The sequence below is a fragment of the Rossellomorea yichunensis genome (assembly GCF_032337515.1).
GTDB classification, from domain to species: domain Bacteria; phylum Bacillota; class Bacilli; order Bacillales; family Bacillaceae_B; genus Rossellomorea; species Rossellomorea yichunensis.
This window is the reverse complement of the sequence record NZ_JAVYAD010000007.1, coordinates 349078-373356: the sequence shown is the minus strand read 5'-3', so window position 1 is coordinate 373356 and position 24279 is coordinate 349078. Positions and strand designations below refer to the sequence as shown.

Annotated in this window: 27 protein-coding genes; 24 read left to right on the top strand and 3 right to left on the bottom strand. The window is 44.1% G+C overall.

The window, feature by feature from the left end; translation table 11 throughout:
* Positions 1–119 precede the first annotated feature (119 nt).
* From RSX31_RS20105 to RSX31_RS20090, 4 genes are all read left to right on the top strand, one after another.
* On the top strand, positions 120–842 hold the full coding sequence (locus RSX31_RS20105) for a polysaccharide deacetylase family protein (protein ID WP_315635805.1): 723 nt from the start codon (positions 120–122) through the stop codon (positions 840–842).
* A complete protein-coding gene (locus RSX31_RS20100) occupies positions 832–1431 on the top strand; it encodes a DedA family protein (RefSeq protein ID WP_282137226.1) in 600 nt (199 codons plus the stop codon). Before RSX31_RS20105 ends, RSX31_RS20100 begins: the two co-directional genes overlap by 11 nt.
* Positions 1428–2600 carry an MGDG synthase family glycosyltransferase gene (locus RSX31_RS20095; protein ID WP_315635804.1) on the top strand — a complete coding sequence of 391 codons (1173 nt, stop codon included), beginning with the start codon at positions 1428–1430 and terminating at the stop codon, positions 2598–2600. Before RSX31_RS20100 ends, RSX31_RS20095 begins: the two co-directional genes overlap by 4 nt.
* Before the next feature lie 244 nt (positions 2601–2844).
* The gene (locus RSX31_RS20090) at positions 2845–3399 is read left to right on the top strand and encodes a class I SAM-dependent methyltransferase (RefSeq protein ID WP_315635803.1); all 555 of its coding nucleotides are present in this window, start codon (positions 2845–2847) and stop codon (positions 3397–3399) included.
* A gap of 380 nt (positions 3400–3779) precedes the next feature.
* Here the strand turns inward: RSX31_RS20090 and RSX31_RS20085 are convergent, their stop codons facing one another.
* Complete coding sequence (locus RSX31_RS20085; protein ID WP_315635802.1) at positions 3780–4313, bottom strand: GNAT family N-acetyltransferase; 534 nt, start codon at positions 4311–4313, stop codon at positions 3780–3782.
* 598 nt (positions 4314–4911) lie between these two features.
* Here RSX31_RS20085 and RSX31_RS20080 point away from each other — a divergent pair.
* From RSX31_RS20080 to RSX31_RS20040, 9 genes are all read left to right on the top strand, one after another.
* Complete coding sequence (locus RSX31_RS20080) at positions 4912–6102, top strand: MFS transporter (protein WP_315635801.1); 1191 nt, start codon at positions 4912–4914, stop codon at positions 6100–6102.
* A gap of 100 nt (positions 6103–6202) precedes the next feature.
* Positions 6203–6550: a hypothetical protein gene (locus RSX31_RS20075; protein ID WP_315635800.1), complete on the top strand. Its 348-nt coding sequence runs from the start codon at positions 6203–6205 to the stop codon at positions 6548–6550.
* 18 nt (positions 6551–6568) lie between these two features.
* Positions 6569–7015 carry a GyrI-like domain-containing protein gene (locus RSX31_RS20070; protein WP_315635799.1) on the top strand — a complete coding sequence of 149 codons (447 nt, stop codon included), beginning with the start codon at positions 6569–6571 and terminating at the stop codon, positions 7013–7015.
* A 253-nt stretch (positions 7016–7268) separates the two neighbouring features.
* Positions 7269–7823, top strand: coding sequence for a GNAT family N-acetyltransferase (locus RSX31_RS20065; protein ID WP_315635798.1), 555 nt, complete (start codon positions 7269–7271; stop codon positions 7821–7823).
* A 42-nt stretch (positions 7824–7865) separates the two neighbouring features.
* Complete coding sequence (locus RSX31_RS20060; protein ID WP_315635797.1) at positions 7866–8657, top strand: aminoglycoside N(3)-acetyltransferase; 792 nt, start codon at positions 7866–7868, stop codon at positions 8655–8657.
* Positions 8658–8735: 78 nt separating this feature from the next.
* Entirely contained in the window at positions 8736–9239 is a 504-nt protein-coding gene (locus tag RSX31_RS20055; RefSeq protein ID WP_315635796.1) for a DNA topology modulation protein, read from the top strand.
* 93 nt (positions 9240–9332) lie between these two features.
* A complete protein-coding gene (locus RSX31_RS20050) occupies positions 9333–9617 on the top strand; it encodes a DUF3784 domain-containing protein (RefSeq protein ID WP_315635795.1) in 285 nt (94 codons plus the stop codon).
* A 13-nt stretch (positions 9618–9630) separates the two neighbouring features.
* Positions 9631–10452, top strand: coding sequence for an alpha/beta fold hydrolase (locus RSX31_RS20045; protein ID WP_315635794.1), 822 nt, complete (start codon positions 9631–9633; stop codon positions 10450–10452).
* Positions 10453–10708: 256 nt separating this feature from the next.
* Positions 10709–11587 (top strand): C45 family peptidase, encoded by an 879-nt coding sequence (locus RSX31_RS20040; RefSeq protein WP_315635793.1) that lies wholly within the window; start codon positions 10709–10711, stop codon positions 11585–11587.
* Positions 11588–11721: 134 nt separating this feature from the next.
* Here RSX31_RS20040 and RSX31_RS20035 read toward each other — a convergent pair whose 3' ends face one another.
* Positions 11722–11946, bottom strand: a complete 225-nt coding sequence (locus RSX31_RS20035; RefSeq protein WP_282137216.1) for an IDEAL domain-containing protein — start codon at positions 11944–11946, stop codon at positions 11722–11724.
* Between the two features lie 164 nt (positions 11947–12110).
* Here RSX31_RS20035 and RSX31_RS20030 point away from each other — a divergent pair, with 164 nt between their 5' ends.
* The 10 genes from RSX31_RS20030 to cntE all read left to right on the top strand — a co-directional run bounded on the left by RSX31_RS20030 (position 12111) and on the right by cntE (position 22343).
* Positions 12111–12785: a RibD family protein gene (locus tag RSX31_RS20030; RefSeq protein WP_315635792.1), complete on the top strand. Its 675-nt coding sequence runs from the start codon at positions 12111–12113 to the stop codon at positions 12783–12785.
* Positions 12786–13078: 293 nt separating this feature from the next.
* Positions 13079–13927, top strand: coding sequence for a diaminopimelate epimerase (locus RSX31_RS20025; protein ID WP_315635791.1), 849 nt, complete (start codon positions 13079–13081; stop codon positions 13925–13927).
* Entirely contained in the window at positions 13927–14733 is an 807-nt protein-coding gene (locus RSX31_RS20020) for a class I SAM-dependent methyltransferase (RefSeq protein ID WP_315635790.1), read from the top strand. The genes RSX31_RS20025 and RSX31_RS20020 overlap by 1 nt, the downstream gene beginning before the upstream one ends.
* Positions 14730–16046, top strand: coding sequence for an opine metallophore biosynthesis dehydrogenase (locus RSX31_RS20015; RefSeq protein WP_315635789.1), 1317 nt, complete (start codon positions 14730–14732; stop codon positions 16044–16046). Before RSX31_RS20020 ends, RSX31_RS20015 begins: the two co-directional genes overlap by 4 nt.
* 44 nt (positions 16047–16090) lie before the next feature.
* Positions 16091–17683, top strand: coding sequence for a staphylopine-dependent metal ABC transporter substrate-binding lipoprotein (cntA, locus tag RSX31_RS20010; RefSeq protein WP_397548114.1), 1593 nt, complete (start codon positions 16091–16093; stop codon positions 17681–17683).
* A 45-nt stretch (positions 17684–17728) separates the two neighbouring features.
* Positions 17729–18661, top strand: coding sequence for a nickel/cobalt ABC transporter permease (gene opp1B, locus RSX31_RS20005; RefSeq protein WP_315635788.1), 933 nt, complete (start codon positions 17729–17731; stop codon positions 18659–18661).
* Complete coding sequence (cntC, locus tag RSX31_RS20000; protein ID WP_315635787.1) at positions 18662–19561, top strand: staphylopine uptake ABC transporter permease subunit CntC; 900 nt, start codon at positions 18662–18664, stop codon at positions 19559–19561.
* A complete protein-coding gene (gene cntD / locus RSX31_RS19995; RefSeq protein WP_315635786.1) occupies positions 19558–20364 on the top strand; it encodes a staphylopine uptake ABC transporter ATP-binding protein CntD in 807 nt (268 codons plus the stop codon). The genes cntC and cntD overlap by 4 nt, the downstream gene beginning before the upstream one ends.
* Before the next feature lies 1 nt (position 20365).
* A complete protein-coding gene (locus RSX31_RS19990; protein WP_315635785.1) occupies positions 20366–21112 on the top strand; it encodes an ABC transporter ATP-binding protein in 747 nt (248 codons plus the stop codon).
* 37 nt (positions 21113–21149) lie between these two features.
* On the top strand, positions 21150–22343 hold the full coding sequence (cntE, locus tag RSX31_RS19985) for a staphylopine family metallophore export MFS transporter CntE (protein ID WP_315635784.1): 1194 nt from the start codon (positions 21150–21152) through the stop codon (positions 22341–22343).
* Between the two features lie 86 nt (positions 22344–22429).
* On the opposite strand, the gene RSX31_RS19980 is transcribed toward cntE, so the two are convergent.
* Positions 22430–23224 carry a sporulation protein gene (locus RSX31_RS19980; RefSeq protein WP_315635783.1) on the bottom strand — a complete coding sequence of 265 codons (795 nt, stop codon included), beginning with the start codon at positions 23222–23224 and terminating at the stop codon, positions 22430–22432.
* A 282-nt stretch (positions 23225–23506) separates the two neighbouring features.
* Between RSX31_RS19980 and RSX31_RS19975 the strand changes: the two genes are divergently transcribed.
* Positions 23507–23749, top strand: a complete 243-nt coding sequence (locus tag RSX31_RS19975; RefSeq protein WP_315635782.1) for a hypothetical protein — start codon at positions 23507–23509, stop codon at positions 23747–23749.
* The last annotated feature ends 530 nt before the right edge of the window (positions 23750–24279 follow it).

Here is a 24279-nt window from a genome sequence, read left to right as displayed (position 1 = left end):
CTAACTTGAAAGCCTTGATATAAAAACCGGTTCACTTTATGATGAATGGAGACTTTAGGAATAGAGTAGCAATCATTATGCATGCACTTTTAATGAAATTTATGTTGGAGTTGTACACGATGAAGTGGATCTATATCACATTAATGGTCGTGCTGATGTACTCGGTCTATTCCGTCATTAGCACGGTTTATATACGAAAAAGGAATGACCGTATTACAAGAAGGGTGAATGTTCCGGGTGCGATTGCATTGACGTTTGACGATGGACCGGATCCCATGTATACCGGTCAACTTCTCGATGTCCTCAGTAAGCACGGGGTTAAGGCTACTTTTTTCGTGGTCGGAAGCAAAGTGGAGAAATATCCTGAGCTTTTGAAACGGATGAAAAGGGAGGGGCATACGATCGGGATTCATCATTATACCCATGTGTCCAGCTGGTTTTTAACCCCTTTTCATTTGAAAAAGCAGTTGGAGCAATCACGTATGGTGATCGAGAAGGTCACCCATGAGAAACCGATCTATTATCGTCCACCGTGGGGACATTTTAATCTATCGACCCTGTTTTTATCCAGGGACTATGAGGTTGTATTGTGGTCCCACATCTTTCAGGATTGGAAGGTGAAGAACGGTGGGGACTTACTTGAACGAATGAAAGAGGCAGATCATGACGGTTCCATATTCGTTCTTCATGATAGCGGGACGACGTTCGGGGCGGATGAGAAAGCTCCCCATAATATGATAGAGTCATTGGATGCATTCCTTGAAGATGCGTTAGAGAAACAGATCCGATTCGCATTGCTAACAAACACAGTAACGAAGGAGCAGGAAGTAAATGGGCAGTGAAGAGATTATCCAGTACATTCAAAGCTACGGTTATTTCATCATTTTCCTGTTTCTATTCTTCGGGATCGTCGGCATACCTGCCCCGGAAGAGTCCCTTTTGTTCTTAGTGGGGCTCTTGGCAGCCAAAGGCCAGTTAATGCTTTCTTTGGCATTGGTCTGTTCATTCCTAGGTGTCTATTCAGGAATGATTACAGGGTTCTATGGTGGAAGATTCATTGGACAGCCGCTTATTGATCGGTACGGAAGATGGATCGGGTTGTCTAAGGAAAAGGTTCTTAAGTATGAGCGACTCTTTACCAAGCACTCAACCCAGACTTTACTGTTTGGTCTGTTTATGCCGGGACTGCGCCAATTGAGCCCGTACCTCGCTGGTATATTCGGTACAAGGTACATGCCCTTTTTCTTCCTTACCATGGCGGGATCGGCTATTTGGACGATTTCGTATATTTTCCTTGGATACTGGCTTGGCAACACTCTTTCCATTAATCCAGCCTATGTTCCATACGTAGGGGTCGGATTACTATTAATTTTTATCCTCACAACGGTGTGGGGATCCGTTAAAAAGAAAAAAGAGAGGTATTTGGAATGAAGATTGTGATTCTATCGATGTTCAGTGTCCCAACCGGACATACGAAAGTAGCCGAGGTTCTACAAGACAGCATAAGACATGACTATCCGGACGCTGAAATCAAGATCATTGATTTCCTGTCTTTCTCGAATCCTCTTCTGGAAAAAATGATATCCGGCGTTTATTTTAAATGGATCAGAACTTCACCGGAAAGCTATAAAGGTTTTTACCAAAAGGTGATGATGAAAGAAAAAGAACAGAGCTTTTTTTTAAGAAGCATTTCCCGGTTGGCCACCTACTTTGAAAAGAAGGTGCTGAAGGTAGTGGAAGAGGAAAAACCTTCACTGGTGATTTGCACCCATTCCTTTCCATCGAGAATGATCGGAAGGCTGAAGTCACGGGAGGGGGCCATTCCCTGTAAAACGATGAATGCTTATACCGATTTCTTTGTGAACGGTGTTTGGGAAACCGGCAAGATTGATTACCACCTTGTCCCGACTGCAGAGGTGAAGGAGACATTGATCATGCATCACAACGTTTCTTCGGATCGTGTCTATCAAACCGGAATCCCCGTTGCGGATGTGTTTAAGAGTAAGGGTTCATCCCGGAGTCCCCTCTCCAAGAAGGGAAAACATATCCTTGTTGCGGGAGGAAATAGCGGGTTATGCGTATGGAAAAATGGCATTAAGGGCTTTTCCCGATACCCGGATGTCCATTTCTCCGTGTTATGCGGTCATAATCACAGGCTGTATCGTTCGCTTCTCAATCAATCGAATATCACGCCCTACATGTACATTCAGGATCAGGAAGAACTGAATGCTCTATATGACGCAGTGGATGGTATCATTACTAAACCCGGTGGGGTCACGATCAGTGAGGTCCTTCATAAAAAAATCCCTGTGTTCATCCTTGATTATCTTCCCGGGCAGGAAGAGTTTAATTTACATTATCTTGTAGAACATGATCTCGTCTTCTACATTAGAGACACAGAGGATTTCTCTTCTTTGAAGGAAATTCTTTATAATCACAAGGAAATTCAACATAGAGTAGAAAATATGGAAACCTATTTATCCTCCCTTACCGGCGGCTTAACCGATGTATTCCGGAAAATTCAGGAGGAGACGCGCCAAACGATTAAAGTGAAATCAGTCAAGGGCAAAGTGGATATCGGGATCTTTCTTTCGAGCTGAAGGGGATAGAGATTGATAAAAGGAAGTTCTGTTAATTCCGACGAAAGAGGACCTTCCCGGTGCATCCCTTGGTTAAAGTAATTGATTGTATAGTAATGGGCTCTGATTTTCACACGTTCAAGTATCAACGTGTTAGGGATCAGGTCCTCTTTTTTTGTGGTATAATTATCCAAATGAATTTTTATGTCAGTAAGTTAATCTAACAGGACATCATTATCTATACAAATAAGTGAGGTACTACTAAATGACTTCTAATGAAATAAAAATCGTAATCGGTGCAGGAGAGTATGTGAATAATCCTGGCTGGATCCATACACAGGAAGAGGATTTAAATTTATTAGACGAAAGTACATGGGAAAACAAGTTCCATGAAAGTTCTGTAGATGCTCTTTTGGCTGAACACGTCTGGGAACACCTTACATACGAAGAAGGGCTAGAGGCTGCAAAATTATGTATGAAATACCTGAAGCCTGCCGGATATATTCGGTGCGCCGTGCCTGATGGCTACTTCCCCTATGAATCTTATCAACGGATTGTGCAGGTTGGAGGACCGGGTCCAAAAGATCATCCGGCAGCCAGTCATAAGATCGTTCACAATTATCATACGTTGACGAAAATGTTTGAAACGGTGGGATTTGAAGTGACATTATATGAGTATTTTGATGAAGAAGGAACGTTTCATCAAAATCATTGGGATGGATCTGACGGAGTGATTTTTCGTTCTAAGAAATTTGATCCTAGAAATCAGGGGGACAGGCTGGCTTTTCCTTCTTTGATTATTGATGCTGTAATGCTATAAAGCGAATGTATGGTGGCGGATTAAATAATCCGGGTATTTTCCTCGAAACTTTACTCTGGAAATTTCGGTTACGGAAAAAAGAAAATTCGACATGAAGGATTAATTATTTTTATATCAGGATTGATTAATTGAAATAAGGATCATTAAGTCGGAAACAGGATTGAAAGTGGTTATAAGAGGACTAAATAAATGAAGTTTCCTTACCATTCATTCACAAGAAATCAAGGGATAATGGATGAGACTTTCCTCGTACTGGTGATGATATGATTTTTATCGTACTTGGCTAGGTTATTGGGGAAAAGCCCTATATTCAAACGAGAAGAAGGCAAATTTCAAAAAAAGGTTGTCCCGGGGGAATGCCGGGACAACCTTTTTCTCCTTTATTCCAAAAAAGCTTTCGAATATTGAACGACACCTTCTACATCTTCAAGAGAATGCTCCGTCAATTCCATAGCCATAAATACTTCATCAGGCACTTCAAACGGAGGCTTGATGTTCCATAATGACGCTTGTTTAAAGCCAAATTTGGGATAATAGTCTTTATGTCCTAACACAATGACTGAATGGTAACCGATCTCTTTAGCCTTTTGCAGGGCTGCTCGTATCAATTGGCTTCCAATTCCCTTTTTTTGAAAGGAGGGTGCTACAGACACGGGAGCAAGTGCCAGAGAATCTTCCACTATATCATGGTCTACAATGGTGATTTTAGATAGTAGGATGTGACCGGCCACTCCATCGCTTTGATGGATGGCAACCAATGATAGCTCAGGGATAAATGCATCTGATTTTCTAATTTTATTTACAAGCAGATGTTCTTTCTTATCGCTATACTCCTCATGTAAAAATGCTTGTTTTGTCAATTCTTCTGTCGAGCTATATTCTTCAGGGCGTTCTTGTCTAATAAAGATATCCATTTATAGACTCCTATTCTTTAATAAAAGTTGTTGGGTTCAAATATAAATGGTACTTTCTTAATGAAAAGAGTCATTAAGAAAGTTTTCACCCCAGTAATAAACAATTGTTTAGCAAACAAAAACCTCCAGATTAGTATGTATTTATTTTATTCAGTAATGAATCCGTGGTCAACCTCGGTATAAGGATTGCTTGTCCAGAACCGGAAAGAACTATATAATAAAAAAGAATCTTAAACAATAAGGAGGGAAAATTCATGCATTCGTTCACTGTAGACATCAAAGCTGAGAAAAAATATCTTGTCTTCATGATGTCTATTTTTGGAATTTCAGCTGTCCTCGGGACAAGTCTGTCCTTTTTTAGCTGAATTTCAATAATGTGAACGTATGTATGATTTCCTGAAAATAGCGAAAGCCACGGGGAATGATTCCCTGTGGCTTTTTTGATCTAGCTGCGGCGGCTAGAGGCTCGAGGTCATAAGATAAACATGCCAAAAAGGCAAAAAGCGCCTTTCCGTCATGTTCACCTTATGCTTGTCGCCTCTGAACGAGCCGCCTCCGCTTTTCTATTAACCTTATGTTTATGAGAGGACGAAATTAAATGATTAAGACAAGAAACAATATATATCTGCTTTATTTTTATCTCTTTTTTGCCCAGTTGTTTTTTGACCGGGCGTTGTGGGTCATCTACCTTGGCGATAAGGGGATGACCTTCGGTGAAATTGGCATATTGGAGGCGTTTCTCCATTTGGCCATTGTCCTGTTTGAGGTTCCGACAGGGATGATCGCAGATTTGTATGGGAGGAAGGTCAGCCTGGTGATCGGGAATGTGTTCAGTCTCCTTTATGGGTTGTTCATGCTGATGAGCGGGACGTTTTCGATGTTTACCCTGGCCTTTCTATCCATGGGACTCATGGTCACCTTTCATTCCGGTGCCGAGCAGGCGTTTGCTTATGACACGTTGAGGAATGAAAAGCGTGAGAAGGATTATACGAGGGTAATCGGAAGCATGACGGCCATTTCCCTCCTATCCTTGAGCCTTGCCAAATTCCTCGGGGGATTCATGGCAGAGATCAGCTGGGGATGGGTATATGGTGCAACTATACTGACCCATATCCTTGCACTGATTCCACTGTTTTTCATGAAGGAACCGGAACGTGAAAAGACGGAGGACATCGGCGGACGGTGGTATAACCAGTGGGTTCATCAGTTTAAATTAGGGGTTGCCGTTTGGAGAAATAACACGGTCATTCATCAGCCTGTTGTGCTATTCATCTTAGCGAGTGCAGTCATGGTGATCATGGTGTTCTACGGACAGGAATACTTCATTCAATTAGGCTACTCTCCTGTCGTCGTGGGAGCGGTCTTTACGATTGAAGGGCTCCTTGGCGTCGTGATGGCGAAGATTGCTTACAGGGTGGAGGCGCGATTTAAGTTCTTCAATATTTTATATTATGGCTTAGGTCTTTTCCTCTTCTTTTTCAGCCTGTTCATCTTCGCCACGGACTGGGCGATCCTGATATCGTTTCTGATCCTTGCACAGCTCTTGAGTCTGTTCGAACCGATCTTCAGCTCATTCGTGCAAAGCTTTCTGCAGAGCAATATCAGATCTACTTTCCTTTCGCTGATCGGATTAATGGAAAGCTTCGTCATCATGATCAGCTTTCCGTTATTTGGATTTGCCATTGAACGAACGGGGTTTACCGACGGATTCGCTGGCCTGCTTCTGATTTTCTTCGTGCTGGCAGGCGGGTATTTGGTTGGTCAGAAATTTATTCAACGGATCAGGTAAAGGATGAGCTTCTCACTTTTAGGTGGGGGGCTTTTTTTATTATCGTATCAGGAAAATTATGTTAAAATATTGAGGGGTAATATTATACTAGGGGGTAAGCATGAAATATCTTTTTGATTTTTTTCTGGCAGTATCTTTGAACGGTCTTTCTTATTACATCGCAAGCTTCGTTCTTAGAAATGGATTGCCCAATTGGCAGGCATTGATCATCGGCTTTTCTGTCGTATCACTTGGGGCATTGACTGAAGCTTTGGGAAGCCCGATGTGGTTGATCGTATTGGTTCCATTTCCAGTGGGGATGTTCTTGCTTTACTCATTCCTTCAAGTACCGGTTTCTCAATGGTTTCTGACGTATTTGCTCACTCTTGCCATATACACCGTCATCCATATCCCGATGAGTTATTTCTTTGATTTCCATTCGTTAATTCCGGCATGGAAACTATCTTAATCAAAAGGAGAGATTGTTATGAATGCTGAAAAAATGAAAAAAATATTCCGAGTAGTAGGGGTAAAAGGAGAAGGAGCCTTCACTGAATTTAACACAGAGGTACCGAAACGGGCCAGGCAATTTCTAGAGAGGTTACATGAAATCGAAGCCGATCATGGTCCTGAAATCGCCCTCTACGAACCTAAGAGGGATACGGACCATTTGGAAGGGATCTATTATGTAGGGATCATGGTGGACGAAACCCTTACAAACGTTCCGGTCGGTATGGAATATATCGAACTGGACGAAGAGTATGTTACGACGAAAGGGAACGTTCGACATATTGGCAAGCTTCATAACGATCTTTTAAAGTGGATGGATGACCAGGGATATAAAAGGAAACCGGATTCTTATATTGTGGAGACCTATCATCCATTGGAAACTGGTGAGGAAGAAGTAGAGATTTACTTACCTATTTATGTATAGGACCCTTCCCATGATACAACTTTCGACAAACGGATTATAAAATGAAAAAAGTGGATCATATATCAAAATTCCGGTTCATAAATGGCTGAAACCGGATCATATATCTGAAAAGTGGATCATAAGTCGTGAAAACCGGTTCATATATAGAATGGGAGGATTCTCATGAAGGGTTTCAATCTCTAAAAACATATAGTTGGTCATAGAACGGAGTATTTTCATAGATTTTGATCAAAACAATTGAAGAGGTGTTAAGTTGAAAGATTTTAAGATTAGTACAGAAACTGAAAGATTGATCATACGACCATTGAAGGTTGCTGATTATCCAAACTGGCTTAAGGAATTCGAAAGTAGATCTGCTTCCTCCAGCAGGCATGATTTGGGAAGAATGGATATGAGTGAATGCACAGAAGAATGGTTCGATCAGTTGGTGACGAAGCATCAGGAACTGGCTGGTAATGATGTAGCCCACGTATTTGGTGTGTTTAGAAAAGCGGATCATAAGCACGTGGGAATGGTGGATTTCTCTACGTTATCAAGGAATGATTTTCAATGGGGAAGGATCGGTTACACCATACATAACCAGCATTGGAAGAACGGGTACGGTAAAGAGGCAGTGACAGCGGCATTGAACATGGCTTTTCATGACTTGAATTTCCACCGGATCGAAGCTCATATCAACCTCGATAATACCCCTTCCATAAAGCTTGCTGAAAGTGTCGGTATGGAATTTGAATGCATCAGGAAAGGATTTATCCATGAGTTCGGTGAATGGACGGATAATATGATTTACTATTTGAATGCAGGGTAAGGTATTTTCCATAATCCAAATTTGAATAGGGGGTGAATATTCATGGGAGAGGGAAAACTCGTAACTAAAAATCAGATGATTCATGACTTAGGGGAATTAGGAGTACATCAAGGAATGACCATCATCGTCCATTCTTCCTTAAAATCACTGGGAAGAGTCATTGGTGGCCCAGTTTCTGTTATCTTGGCACTGGAAGAAACGGTCGGGGAAGAAGGAAACATCGTGATGCCGACACAGACCGAGCAGTTATGTGACCCGACTGAATATGGAAGCGGGCCTACAGACGAAGAGATGAAAATCATCAGAGAGAACTTGCCGACGTATCACCCCGATCTAACTCCTACATGCTATATGGGCTTTATACCTGAAACGTTCAGGAAGCAAAAAGGAGTGGTTCGAAGCGCCCATCCCCACACATCCTTTGCCGCCTGGGGTAAGCATGCTAAATACATAACGGAAGATCATGGTTTTGACTTTGCATTAAATGAAAACTCACCATTGGGAAAAATATACGAATTAAATGGCTACATTCTATTACTTGGAGCACCGACAGATTCCAATACCTCTTTGCATCTGGCTGAATACAGACAAAAAAACACTTTTGTAAAAGAGAAAATCTGGGACGTGAAAGTGGAAGAGAATCATGAAGAAGTATGGACGACGTATCAAGATATTAATAATGACTCGGATGATTTTGATAAGATATTTGCTGATTTTCATAAAGAAACAGACTATGTAAAAGAAGGCATGGTCGGTGAAGCAAGAAGTTATTTAATCCCCATGAGAGAGATGGTTGAGTATGCTGTTGGGTGGATGAATGAAAACAGGGAGTGATGGTATTTTTATGGCGGATTCATACTTATGGAAACATGAGGGTTTACTGCTCTGAAGCAAGAAATAAAGGAGGCCCTCATGAAAAAAATTGTACTTATTGGTTCAGGAGGATCAGGGAAATCTACACTGGCCAGGCAATTAGGTGAAAAACTAAAGATAGATGTTTATCATCTTGATGCATTGTTTTGGAAGCCGAATTGGGTCGGAGTTCCAAGGGATGAGCAGGAAGAAGTTCAAAATAATTTAGTCAGAAATGAAGAATGGATTATTGATGGGAACTATGGCGGGACCATGGAGATAAGACTGAATGCAGCAGATACGATCATCTTTCTCGATATTTCCAGAATAATCTGTGTATACCACGCTTCCAAAAGATTGTTGAAGTACAGAAATAAAACAAGACCGGATATGGGGGAAGGTTGCGAAGAAAGATTTGACTTGAAATTTTTCAAATGGATATGGAATTATCCGAAAACCAGGAGACCGGAAATTTTAAATAGACTTAAACAATTGCCTAAAGATAAACAAGTCATCATGTTGAAGTCACCAAGAGAAGTTCAACGGTTTTTGGAAAAAGTATAATGTCAAATGAATAGACAGGAATATTATGGAACCATTTTTGCATGAATCCGTATATGTAAAAAAGGTTTTTTATTGCATGAAGGAGGCGTCATGATGGATTACGGATTACTTGCCATTGGAGTCGCTCTATTACTGATTTCGTATCTCGTCGGTGTGAAAAAACAAACGTGGCTGCTGACCGGATTCAATGAAAAAATGATTGAAGATAAGTCGAAGTTAGGTACAATAACGGGCTTCCTATTCTTTCTTCCTTTGGGGTTGCTTGGGATCGTTAACAGTCTGTTCGATTATGCCCTTGAGGGAACCACTTTTGTGGCAGTCATGTTGGTATTACTTACCGTTGTGTATCTATTTATTAATCGGAAGCTCCTGAAATGAAGGGTGCGATGTAATGGAAGGAAAGCATATCACGATCAATGGGAAATCGATCTATGTTTGTGTAAAAGGGGAAGGGGAGCCGATCATCTTTCTCCATGGCGGTCCAGGCGGGAGTCTTGAATATTTTCTGCCACATATGGATCCTCTGGCTGATGACTATCAGATTATTTTATATGATCAAACGGGTTGCGGAAAGTCGGGAGGCGATACCTATTCCATAGAAGAGGAAATCAGCACTCTTGAAGGCATAAGAAAGGCGTTGAACCTGGAGGAAGTGACGCTGTTCGGTGAGTCTTGGGGGAGTATCCTGGCTTTGTCTTATGCAGCAAGATATCCATCCCATATCCACAAAATCATTCTAACAGCCGCAATCGGTTTATCCTCCAAAGACTATGTCACTTTCAAAAAACTTTTCCTTCAAAAGTTGGGTCCCTATAAAAAAGTGCTGCTCGGTTACTACTCGTTATCTTCCATTTTCCGCATGGATGCATCCCGCAAGCTAAACAACCTGATGGACCCTTATTATGTATATTCAGTCGATACATTGAAAAAGAAAAAGGAAATCCGCTACAACAAGAAGGCCCTTGAGGACATCGGTAAAGATATTGAACAGAACTACAACCTATTCCCGTCCCTGCCTCAAATCAATTCAATACCTATTTTGATCGCTCAGGGATCGCATGATATTCTAGCCCCCGCCTATATTAGGGAAAATGTAACCCAATACTTAAGAAGAGCAGAACTCGTGGAAGTAAAAGAAAGCGGGCATTGGACCATCTTGGAACAGCCTGGACAGATTCTGGCATTGACCCGATCGTTTATGAGCGGCGGATAACCTATACCTTAAGGGGGCAGCTCTACTCATTGGAATCAGTGATCAGTCCAAACCATGCACAGAATGACAGGTTCAATGTGATCAGAAAGAGTATGATGTCTTAAAGGGGAATGAATATGTCTAACTTCGATGTACGTATCTTGCAAATCAGAGACAGCGCTTTTCAAATTGGCTTAAAACAGGTGAAAAGCTCCGAAATACTTCCATTCTAAAAACCTTTGAATCCATTACAAAGCAGGAAATTGATCTTCACAACATGAAGTCTATCTATTCTACGTTTGCCCCGCATTTGCTTGAAGAGTTAGAGGGTCTGTCCAACGGGTTTGAGATTTCGCTGGACAAGGCAGCTGCTTTATTTAGTGGATATGATGTTCCTAAGACAGATAGAATGGGGTGCTCGACCTTTCTTACTAAAGAGTGCTACGTGAGGAATTATGATTTCACCCCTGCTCTATATGATGGGATATTCAGTTTGGTTCAAGCGGATCAAGCTTTTGCGACAGCGGGCTACAATCTTCAAATTCTGGGGCGGCACGATGGTGTGAACGAGAAAGGCCTTGTTGCAGGATTGCACTTCGTCAGTCATGACGGCTACGCAAAAGGAGTTTCTCCCTGGGCTGCCATCCGGATGGTGTTGGATCAATGCTCTTCCGTTGATGACGCCGTTGCCATGCTGAATGAAATCCCTCACTCCGCCTGTTATAATTTTTCACTGGGAGATCGAGAAGGAAATATGACAGAAGTCGAAGCAAGCTCAGGTAAAGTGATTGTCAGGTACGGGGAATCCGCTTTAGCGTGCGTGAACCATTTTCAGGATGAACAGCTTACTAGTAAAAATCGGGACTCCATCGAAGGATCGATCCAACGTAATAAGCATCTGCTAGGGTTAATGGATAAGAGACTTTCCCATCATGACATGTTCCGCCATTTTAAAAGCGTAGAATCACCCATTTTTTTTACAGATTACGAGAATTTATTTGGAACCCTTCACACTTTTTCATATTCCTATCAACATTCAAGGATCCTCACAACCAATGCCCGAAGCGAACAAGTTCTGGACATAAACTTCCTGGATTGGGTGAATGGAGAAGACATTCTTGAGGGAAGTATAAGTGGTTTTATTCAAGAAGGGTAGTCTCTCAGCAAAGTGGCTATGCCAATTTCTCTGTAGAATTAATCAGGAAAAAAACAATGCCCCTGCGGTCATCAGCAAGAGCATTGTCTCCTTATCAATTGAAACCAATGGCTTATATATATCCATTCAATCGTTTATACCGTTACATCCTTTTCCTCGTGATCTTTACGGATCTGATTCAATTCCTCAGTCAACCGCAGGAATTCTTCTTTGTTTCGATCACGTAATGATTGGTCGATTTTCTGTTCGAGTTGCTCTTTCCGGAAAGTTAGAAGGGCCTTGTCCAAAATCATTTCTGCAAAAAGAGAGTCTATGCCTGGTACCTCGGACTGTGGTGAATTTAGCAAATACTTCTTCATGAAAAATCAACTCCTTGACCTTTTTTCTATTATACTAACCATTATCTCAATATTCAAACATTTTAAACGGAAAAGTTAAATTTCTTTAAGAAATGAAAAAACACTGACATTCTTTTTCCATTTCTATTACCATGATAGATAGAACGTGAAAGGGGGGATTTTAATTGAAGAAACCAGAAGTCATATTGAATGTCTTTTCATCTATTGATGGGAAAATCACAACGGCTACGAACCGAAATGTGATGGAATGGACAGCTGCAGGAGTGGACGGAGAGGCGAATGACGTCACGCATCAGCTGTATGATGAATTGGATTGTGATGGGTTGGTATCAGGAAGTGAAAGTCTGATTGTGTGGGGAAAAGATTGGGTGGAACTGGAGAAACCGATTTATGAGCCAAGGAAATCCAAGGCATATATTGTGTTTGACGGTAAGGGACGCATTGACTGGTTCCAGACGGAAGGACTATTGGTCGTCACCAGGGAGGATGTTTCGGGTGACTATATTGTACAATTAGAACGTAAGGGAATTACCTACCTGCAAGCGGGCTGTGGTGATTACATCGATCTACCCCTCGCATTACATAAACTCTATGAATCAGGCTTCAGGCGATTGGGGCTTAGTGGAGGCGGGGGGATCAATGGGGCGTTTTTAAGACAGGGACTGATTGATGAAGTGAGCCTCGTCATTGCCCCGTTAGCTATAGGTGGAACGGCTACACCATCCCTTTTCGAATCACCGGATTTAACAGACTTGGGAGGCGCAACCCAGTTGGAATTGATAACGATGAAGCCTGTCGGTGAGGGTTCAGTGTGGTTGCATTATAAAGTGAAAAAGTAGATGGAATCTGCCTTCCCCTCATAGTGTAGAGGGGAAGGTTTCTTTTTTGATGCTGGCTAGAAGCCCCCTGATAGAAAACAAGATATGAGGGTAGCCCCTTTTTCCTAATTCTGCTTATTGAAAAAAATCCGATTGACAGAAGTAAAAAATAGTCATAGCATAATAAAGGTAAATCGTAACTATTACGTTTTAATCATAACTTCATATATTTTTTACATAATAAATCGTAATGGTTACGAATGAATGATTTGTCCTTTCAGTATCTCATTATCAAAAGAAGCAGAGGGATCGAAATGATGCAGGAGATCGAGTTTATTAAATTCAACCCGACGGAGAATATGACGGTACTTGTAAAGACCAAACACCTCAAGGAAGAATATCATCAGATTGCGTCAAAGCTTATGGCATATGACAGTTTATATGCTGAACAGGTGGGCTTCATTGAAGAGTCAAAGAAAGCGGGTGCAGATTCCAGCCTGCAGATGGCCGGGGGAGAATTCTGTGGGAATGCCTGCATGTCATTGGCTGCCCTCATTACTTCGGGAAAGGCGCTGCCCCTCGGTTATTCGACAACCATCCTGATAGAAGTCTCAGGCACCGACGAGTTGGTCCGGTGTGATGTGAAGAGTGAGGTGGGTTTGTACCGTTGCAGCATGAAAATGCCTATTCCCGCAAGGATCAATAAGCAAATGTGGGTGGTGGATGGAGAAGAACTTCCCGTTACGATGATCTATTATCAGGAGGCGGTTCACGCTGTATTGGAAGCGGGACAGTTGGACTCTTCATTACGCCGATCGGCAGAAACTCTGGCACGATTGATCAACTCCTCCTATGAGGCCAATCTGGTTGGTGTTTTGCTCTATGATCCTGAAACCCACGAACTTGCCCCCCTCATCCATGTACCGGATGTGAACAGCATGATGTGGGAACGGGGATGCGGATCGGGGACCGGATCATTGGGTGCTTATCTCGCATGGAAGCAAAAGCGCTGCATCTCGCTGGAAGTTAAACAGCCTGGAGGGGAAATGCATGTAACCGCAGATTGGGATGCAGGGTCCATTAACTCGGTCAGGATTGAAGGCACTGTCGGGATTGTGGCCGAAGGGAAAGCATTTATACACAAGATAGAGGAGGTTATATGATGAAGGCGAGTAAGACCTTTGAAGAGGATCTGAAGATTTATTTGGAACGATTTGATGAAGCCAATCAAGAGAGTAGCCTTATGGAAGAGGAGGCTGTGGCATTAGAAGAATTAATCAACGAGTATTCACGCTTCGTTCTTAATGAAGAGTACATAAAGAGGTGGGATCAGGTAGCGGATACACACCTGGTAGATCAGTTAAGAAATCTATCCGCCCTATCCGTGGCCAAGATGGAGAAGCACCGGGCCCGGAAGCTACTGAGGGGTGAAGAAGAGATAGCAGACTACTTTCAAAACATTGAGTCCAGCATAGAAGAGGAGTTCGGGCAGTTTCAGGTGACAGGGGAATCGACTGTACTCCTTGTCGGCTCTGGTTCTTTTCCGATGACACCGCTCCTTATTGCGGGGCGCACTGGTGCAAAGGTGATTGGGATCGACATTGACGAAGAGGCGGTCACCCTGGGAAGGCAGGTTGTGAATCGGTTAGGCGGGGATTTAAATATAGCACTGGAACTTTCGTTTGTGGAACAGCTTAGAGATCTCAAGGAAGTGACCCATATCATCTTCAGTTCGACGGTTGAAGTGAAATATGACATCATGAATCAATTATATGAGTTGACAAATGAAGAGGTTGTTGTGTCGATGAGATACGGGGATGGACTGAAATCCCTCTTCAACTTTCCTTCCCGTGAAGTAGATAAGGAGAAGTGGAGAATAGCAGAAAACAGTCTGCGTCCCCAGCAAATATTTGATATCTTACTCTATGAAAAAATTCGTCCCGCTACAAGTCAGGAGGGTAATCGATGAAAAAGGGTAAACGGGTGTTGGTCATTGGCACGGGACCCGCTTCGCTGCAACTTTGTATGATCGTAAAGAACCATATGGGATGCGAGATGGGGCTCGCAGGGAGGAATTCCGTCCGGTCGGAATCATTTTTCCATTCGTTAGAGAAGAATGGAAATCACATTCGGGTGGCCGTTCAAAATCACCAGAATGAGAGATTAGAAGGTGAATGCCTGATTGATCATGTGTACCACGGTCTCGACACGATAAGGGGAGAGTGGGATGCCGTCGTATTGGCCGTCACTACAGACGCCTATCTGGACGTGCTCCACACTATTCCGAGGGAAGTATTCAAAGGCGTCCGGTCGATTGTATTGGTTTCACCGACTTTCGGATCCAATAGTCTTGTGAAGCATGATCTGGCTGACGTTCAACCCGAGGCGGAAATCATCAGCCTCTCCACTTATTTAGGTGATACGAGGTGGATGGAGCGGGCTCCTTCTCACCATATCATTACGACGGCGGTGAAGAAGAAGCTCTATATCGGATCGACCCATCGTCAATCGAAGACGGTTCAAAGCCTGATTTCGCTAGGGCATGAGCTCGGGGTAGACTTAGTGCAGACTGAATCCCCATTAGAAGCAGAAACACGCAATATTTCCCTCTATGTCCATCCTCCGCTCTTTATGAATGATGTGACACTGCAGGAGATATTCAACGAGGGACTTTCCATGAAATATGTGTATAAGTTGTATCCCGAAGGACCGATCACCCAGCATCTGATCCGGGATATGATTGCCCAATGGCAGGAAATGATGGAAATCCTGAAAAGAGTGAATATCAAGCCACTCAACCTACTTCGATTCATGACGGACGATAACTATCCAATAAGATTGGAAAGCTTATCAAGGAGTGACATCGAAGGGTTTGAACAGCTGGATAGAATCCACCAGGAGTATTTACTTTACATACGCTATACCTCACTGTTGATCGATCCATTTTCCACTCCTGACGAGGCAGGAAGGTATTTCGATTTCTCGGCCGTACCGATCAGGAAGATGTACAGGAATGTAGAGGGAGAGCTGGATATCCCGAGAATGCCTAAGGAAGATTATTACCGGATCAAGATCATTCAGGGGATTGCACGATTCCTGGAAGTACCGAGCCCTACCATGGACAAGCTGATCGGGATCTATGAGGACAAGCTGACAGAAGTCGCAAAAGTCCATCATGATCAAAAGCTTTCCGAGGCCTTTTCCATTCGAAGCTTCGAAGAGGATCTAACGAGGATTACTAGTGAGATGGGAAAAGAATTGGTTACAAAAATTAAATCGTAATGATTTTGTTTTACAGAGAGAGTACAAAAGGAGAGAAAAATAGGATGAAGAAGAGATGGACATTAAGCGTAATGTTTCTTTTGATGATGATCCTCACTGCCTGCGGAGCGAAAACAGCAGGTGAACAGGACGCAGATAAGAATGAACTGGTTTATGCGACGGCCAAGGATATCAATGATATGAACCCACATTTATACACAGGGTCTATGGCTGCCCAGGGGAAAGTGTATGAATCATTGGTTGAAAATACAGAGGATGGCATCAAGCCGCTGCTTGCTAAGTCCTGGGAGATTTCAGATGACGGCAAGGTGTATACATTTCACCTCAGGCAAGGTGTCACCTTCCATGATGGGGAGCCGTTCAATGCCGAAGCAGTGAAGAAGAACATTGAAGCGGTACAGCGGAATGCGGATAAGCATGCGTGGATCAAGCTTTCTACTAAAATCGATGAGGTTCGGATCGTTGACGGGCATACGGTGGAACTGGCCCTGACTGAACCCTATTATCCTGCCTTGACAGAGCTTTCGATGACAAGGCCATATGTGTTCCTATCACCCAATGACTTCAAGAGTGGGGAAACAAAGGACGGTGTGAATGGTTATCACGGCACCGGACCCTATATGCTTGGGGAACATAAGGTAGACGAGTTCGCCAGGTTCGAAGCAAACGAAGACTACTGGGGAGGGACCCCTTCCATTAAGGAAATTACAGCGAAGGTGCTTCCAGCAGGGGAGACGACATTCCTGGCTTTACAAAAAGGGGAGGTCAACTTTGCCTTCACAGATGATCGCGGTGCAGACAGCCTGAATGTGGAAGCGATGAACCAGCTGGTCGAAACAGGAGATCACCAGGTCGAAAGAAGTGAGGCGATGAATACGAAGATGATCGTCGCCAATAGCAGCAAAACGGATAGTCCCGTTACGGAGACGGCGGTTCGTGAAGCGATTTGGTACGCCATTGATCGGAAGACGATCTCAGAAGATATTTTGGAAGGGACGGAAACAGAGGCCCATACCTTATTTTCATCCAATGTCCTTTATGCAGATATTGACCTTGAGAAGAGAGACTTCGATGTCAATAAAGCTAAAAAGTTGTTAGATGAAAATGGCTGGATGTCCGGTGATGATGGGGTTCGTGAAAAGGATGGACGTCCTTTGGCCATGAAGCTCTATTATGACGTCAATTCACCTTCTCAAAAAACAGAGGCTGAATTCATCCAAAGCTCATTGAAAAAAATTGGCGCAAGTCTTGAAATCGTCGGTGAGGAATCCACATCCATCGCGAATAGACGATCAACCGGTGAATATGAATTGTTATTTAATCAAACATGGGGGCTCGCGTATGATCCGGTCAGTACGATCGCGGCCTTCACTTCCGATGCTTCTTACCTTCATACAACCAAAGGCATCAGGCAGGCGGATGAACTTTATAGCAAAATCGAAGAAGTGATGGTGACAACGGACGAAGGGAAGAGGAAATCCCTCTATAAGGATATTTTGACGATCGCTCATGATGAAGCTGTATTTATTCCGATATCGAATGGGCGGATGACGGTTGTGGCTCCTAAAGGTTTAAAGGGGCTGACATTCAAACAAACACAGTTTGAGCTGCCATTCGAACAGATGAGACTCCAATAATGAAAAGGGAAGTCGGTACCTTGGATTCCCGAGAGGAGGTTTGTCTTGATACGATACATCATTAGAAGACTATTGGTATCGATTCCGGTCCTATTGATTATTTCATTTATAACGTTCGTATTGATGAGTTTATCCCCCATGGATCCGGCTGAGGTCGTCCTCAAGTCCCAGGGGGTACCTGTCATTACGGATGAACTGATGGAAGAGACGAGGAAGGAGTTCGGATTTGACCGGCCCTTCCTCTTTCAGTACGGGGATTGGCTGATGGACAGTCTCCGGTTGGACTTTGGAACATCTTTTGTCACGGGACAGCCGGTATGGTCGCTCCTTGGACCCGCTTTGATCAATACAGTGAAGTTGACGCTCATTTCCTCCGTTGCGGTCATGGTTCTGTCCGTTCTTCTTGGAGTGATTTGTGCATTGCATCAGGACAAAGCGGTGGATCAGTTTGTCAGGGGTATCTCGTTCTTCTTGACGGCCATGCCTTCCTACTTACTGGCATCTTTATTGATCTGGTATTTTTCCGTGAAGCTCGATCTATTTCCGACGAATGGTATGGACTCCTATACAAGTTACATCCTCCCCGTCCTGGTCATTACCATCAGCTATGCGGGGATATACTTCCGGGTCGTTCGAAGCTCGATGCTCAGTCAATTAAGTGAGGATTATGTACTTTATGCCAGGGCATGCGGATTGAAGGAATGGGGCGTCACTGTCCGTATCATACGCAACTCCCTGCAGGTCGCCATTTCGGTCTTCTGTATGGCGGTACCGATCATATTAGGGAGTACGGTTGTCGTGGAAAGCGTGTTTGCCTGGCCGGGAGTAGGAAGTTTGAGTATCAGATCCATTGTCAGCAGGGACTTTCCAGTCGTTCAGGCGTATGTACTGATCGTGGCGGTGGCATTCGTGATGTTCAATGCCATTTCTGACATCTTGAATGCCGCTGTGAATCCTAAAGTAAGGAATGATCATTAAATGAGACAGTTAAGGAATTTACGTCATGATAAGCTGGCGATGGTATCGTTGATCTTCATTTTCTTGACCCTCCTGTGTGGTCTGTTTGCGCCATTCATTGCTCCACATGATCCTGTGGAAGTCGATATGGGCTTACGTTATGCACCCCCATCATGGGATTATCTGTTAGGGAATGACCATTTGGGACGCTGCATATTGTCTAGGATCCTTTTCGGTATCCGGCCGAGTGTCTTGTGGGTCTTGCTCGCACTGGTCATTTCCGTGATGATCGGGGCGATCGTCGGTTTCTTGTCGGGGTATTTCGGGGGAAGAGTGGATGCGTTTTTGATGAGAGTCTGTGATATCATGCTGTCATTTCCGGGATATGTCATGGCCCTTGCCATTATCGGTGTACTTGGGGTCGGGCTTGAAAATATACTGATTGCCTTTATTGTCACTAAGTGGGCGTGGTTTGCCCGTGTTATCCGGACTTCGGTCAGACAATTTGCCGAATCTGACTATGTGAGGTATGCAAAGGCCATCGGGGTGGGTCACGGCAGAATCATGCTCAAGCATATCCTGCCCGTGACGTTTGCCGATATCGCGGTCATTTCCAGCAGTTCGATTTCCTCGATGATTCTGCAGATTTCAGGCTTTTCCTTTCTCGGATTGGGGGTCCAGGCCCCTACTGCGGAGTGGGGGATGATGCTGAGCGAAGCCCGCTCGGTGATGTTTACAAGGCCGGAGCTATTATTGGCACCCGGTTTCGCCATCATCTTCATTGTGATGGCCTTCAATTTTCTCTCGGATTCCCTGCAGGTTGCTTTGGATCCAAGGAGCCGGGGTACAAGGGTTCCCAGGAGGAAAAGCCTGTCACTTATCAACCCCGGATCAAGAAAAGAGGTGGCTGAAACAAAATGAATATTCTCGAGGTTAACGGCCTGTCCATCGTCGATGAAAAGACGGACGAATGGCTTGTGAAGGATAGCTCCTTCCACGTGAAGAAGGGGAGGACACTCGCCATAGTCGGGGAAAGCGGAAGTGGTAAATCCCTAACATGCCGGTCGTTGATGAGGTTGAACCAACCATGGCTGAAAGAAACCGGTACCGTCCTTTTTAAAGGGGAAGATCTCCTTACCCTTTCGAAAAAAGGGATGAGAAAGAAACGGGGCAAGCAGATGTATATGATCATGCAGAATGGGATGACCGCATTTGATCCATCACGTGTCATAGGCGTTCATCTACGTCAGGCTACAGCGGAACATTTCAACTGGTCTAAAAGGGAAACGGAACGAAAGCTGAAACTCGCCATTGAAAGCGTCATGATCAAGAATCCTGACGAAGTGCTCAATAAATATCCTCATCAATTATCGGGAGGTATGCTCCAGAGGATCATGATTGCCCTTGCCCTTATCCTCGAACCTGATCTAATCATAGCCGATGAGCCGACGACAGCACTTGATTCCATTACCCAGTATGAAGTGGTGAATCAGCTGATCGGGTTACGGGAAAGGATGGGGTGCTCCATGATCTTCGTCTCACATGATTTGGGAGTAGTCCGTCACATAGCCGATGATCTATTGGTGATGAAGGACGGCAGGATCATTGAACGGGGAAAGGCTCAATCGGTTTTCACAGAGCCGGAAAAAGAGTATACGAAATACCTGGTATCTACCCGGAAATCGTTGAGTCACCATTTTAACAGTCAAATGGGGAGTCCTTAATATGCTGAACGTTAATCATGTGAACAAATCATATCAACGTGGAGGCCTCTTTTCGAAAGAGAGGAAGCAAGTGCTGACCGATGTCAGCTTTGAAGTGAAGGGAGGAGAATGCCTGGGCATCATCGGGGAAAGCGGAAGCGGTAAATCGACACTTGGCCGGCTCTTGATCGGGATTGAAAAGCCGGACAGGGGAACCGTCACCTTTAATGGGGTCAATGTATCGGAGAGGAACCGCCGAATCGGGAAGATCAGCGCGGTGTTCCAGGATTACAAATCCTCCATCAATCCATTTTTCACGGTAGAGCAAGCCATCCTTGAGCCACTCGAGCTACAGAAGATATCAGTGGATCAGAAGGCCATAAAGGTCGACGGACTGCTGAGTGAAGTAGGATTGCCACGTACATACAAGCATAAATATCCCCATGAATTGTCCGGTGGAGAGATTCAAAGGGTGTGCATCGCAAGAGCGATCTCCACGGAGCCCGACTGCATACTCTTTGATGAAGCCATCAGTTCCCTTGATGTGTCGGTTCAATTACAGGTGTTGAATCTGTTAAGGGAACTGAAAGAAACACATAGCATGACCTATGTGTTCATCACCCATGATATTCAGGCTGCCGCCTATATCTGCGACAGCATCCTCATCTTTCGCAACGGACAGGTGGAAGAAATGGTGGAAACGGAACGCTTAAAGGATGTTCAATCCGATTATGCGAAACAGCTGTTGCGGGCACTAATCACGTTTTAGTCCCGGAAATCACCAAGATGTCAGGAGGCGATATACAGTGAATGGAGCATTATCTTGGCCATTCTTACGACTTTATCTGGTAGTCCTTTGTTATTTCAGTTCCAATGCCATCCTGAATGTGCTCATCCCCCTTCAAGGAAAAGAGTGGGGAGCAAGCAACACGACGATCGGCCTGGTGATGGGGGCGTATCTATTTACAACGATGTTCTTCCGGCCGTGGGCTGGTCAGATCATTCAAAAACATGGACCGACTCGGATCCTGCGCATCATCCTGATCCTGAACGGGCTTGCCCTCGCCCTGTATGCCATTTCAGGACTCGGAGGTTATCTAGTGGCCAGGATGCTGCAGGGGGTGGCGACGGCCTTCTTTTCCATGGCCATGCAGATCGGCATCATTGATGCACTGCCTGAGAAAGACCGGTCGCAAGGCATCTCGCTTTATTCTTTATTTTCTTACATTCCAGGAATTCTTGGTCCGCTACTGGCCATCGGAATCTGGCAGGAAGGGATGGATTCATTCGGTTATGTCATGATCGGGCTTGCCGTTGTGACGGGCTTATTTGGGTACAGCGCCAAGTTGGAAACGAAAGAAGATGAACCGGTACCGGAAATAGAGGGGAAGGGGGAAAAGATGCTTGCCTCCTTCACTCAACTGGTGAAAAATCCTTTCCTGTTCCGATGCAGCGTGCTGATGCTTGGTTCTTCCATCATATTCGGGGCCATCACTACCTTCATCCCTCTATACGCATTACAGATGGAGAGTGGAAGTGCCGGAATATTCCTCTTGCTGCAGGCTTCAACCGTTGTGTTTGCACGTTTCACCTTGAGAAAACATATTCCATCTGACGGCAAATGGCATGCCCCCTTTGTTATGGGGACCGTGCTTCTTCTTGCACTGGCAGCCCTATGCATCAGCTTCTCCCAATCGTTCGGCAGCGTCCCATTCTATGTGGGGGCTGTCGGGGTCGGAATGGCACAGGCGCTGATTTATCCAACGCTCACCACGTATTTATCTTTTGTTCTTCCGAAAGTGGAACGGAATGTCCTTCTGGGGCTCTTCATTGCTACGGCCGACTTAGGAGTCTCCCTAGGTGGGGTGCTGATGGGACCGCTCGCTGACCTCTCATCTTATTCGTTCATGTATGGGATTTGTGCCACTTTGGGAGTCATGATGATCTTCTTTTCATTTAATAGAGGTAAATGGGTATCGGTAAGGGAGGAAACATCTTAGAATTTCAAGTCAATAGAAATAAACGATCAGGTATTGATAGCACCTGATCGTTTATTTAGTAGTTTTGTTAATGTCTTTTGTCTTTGTCAAAGAACCTCATCAATAATCTCTTCAAACACATCACTCACACGGCTTCTCTTAAGCAGGATCTCCTGGTTATCGAGTGTCACGCTTCCTCTATGTTCATCCAGGTTGAACTTTTCTTTCAACACAGCCATCGATCCTTTGCTGCGTTTGTCGATTTCGAAATAGATGGTGGTTTCATGATCGCCCTGAAGAATATAGACTTCTAGTTCGTCGAGCTTCCGGCTATACTTGCCGAAGGATGGAGTGAATTCATATTGCTGCACGAAAGGACGATTCGTTTTCACCCATGCCGGGGTGTTCTGACTTTCCATCTGCTTGAATTTAAACCCGATGACCTTGATGGCATCTATAATATTTTCATGTACGGTTGTCGGGTCGACGGATACATAATCCCTGTCCTTTGGGTCAACAGCATTCTTGATATCGATACCCGTATCAATCCAGACCGGTGGAACATTCTTCTGCGTTTCAGGGTGTATCATCGTGATCGGCGTATCCAGAGGGACCTTGAATGAGAATGGAATGTGCTTCTTTTCCCCCTTGGAAATAGTGAAGGGCTCATTGAGCTGGTGGACTTCCACGACGACAGGTGACAGTCGATCTCCGCCTTCATGACCGAACATCGTCATCAGCTTCAAATCGATCGATTCGATTCGCTGATCCGTATTCCCGCCCTTCACCTCGACGACTCCCTCGAGCAGCTCACCCTGCTGAATATAGGCCCGCTTCACCTTTGTATCAACTGTGGCGGAACCAATCCCAATACTCGCAATCACTTTATTGAACATGGACATGTGCATTCATCCCCCTTCTTATTATCCCTATCGTAGCATAGATTGTCAGGTTGAGAGGAAGGGGAAGTGTTCAAGATATATGAACACTTCCGATAAGCATCTATGATTGTCACGCCGCAGGAATTGCGTTACGCCAATCAGATCCTCCTTTTTAGCCTAATGTATGAAACGCGTTTCATAGCAAGGGGGAAAATTAAATAATGAGTCAAGCAGCTGGGCTTGTCATGTAAACTCCAATCCTCTCATACTCATAAGAAAGGAGCATAAGGGGGTGTGACCATTTTGAATAATGTAATGATACCTGCTTTCATCGTGCTTATTATCCTTATTTTTATTATCTGTTTCTACTTTATGACCAGGTACAAGCAACAGGCTGTTCAAGTCCTTACATTAGAGAGTTTCCTTCATTCGTCTAAACTGGGTGAAGACGAGGGGAAAGATAATAGCTTAATAGAAAAGGTGAATGATTATTTTGATGATGGAGATAGCGATGGGGATGGAGATGGTGGGGATGACGGGGCGTGAAATTCCCCGTCTCTTTTTATTCACGGGAAGCGATTCAGCCACTTGCATGGGGCACCTGGATGGGCAAAGCATGTAAAGGTCTAACGGGAATTAGACACGGATGCTTAATTATTAGAAAAGCGGCACAATAAAACATCGAAAGCTGGATACGTTCTTTCTAACTAGCCAGGCTCATTATCTGCATCTTCTATTGTATTCTCTCCGCCATCTCTAACAACCTGTCCAAACTGGTTGGCATTTTGACCACCTTTATCTGCGATCTGTCCGCCTTGGCTTGCATTCTCCCCATCTTTTCCAGTCAGGTTCTGCGACCCTTCCGATGCGGTTTGTTCTACTCCGGCATTGCCGCCTTCATTTGCAAGATTGTTCGTATTATAAATATTAATATAAATTTTAATTCCGTCTTTATCGTGCTTGAAGGAAACTTCTGAATTTTTTGATCATCTTTCTGTTAACAGTACCTCTTGAGCACATGTAAGAGGTTTTTATATCTACTCTTCTTCCAGTTAATAGAGATAAAAAATAGCAGG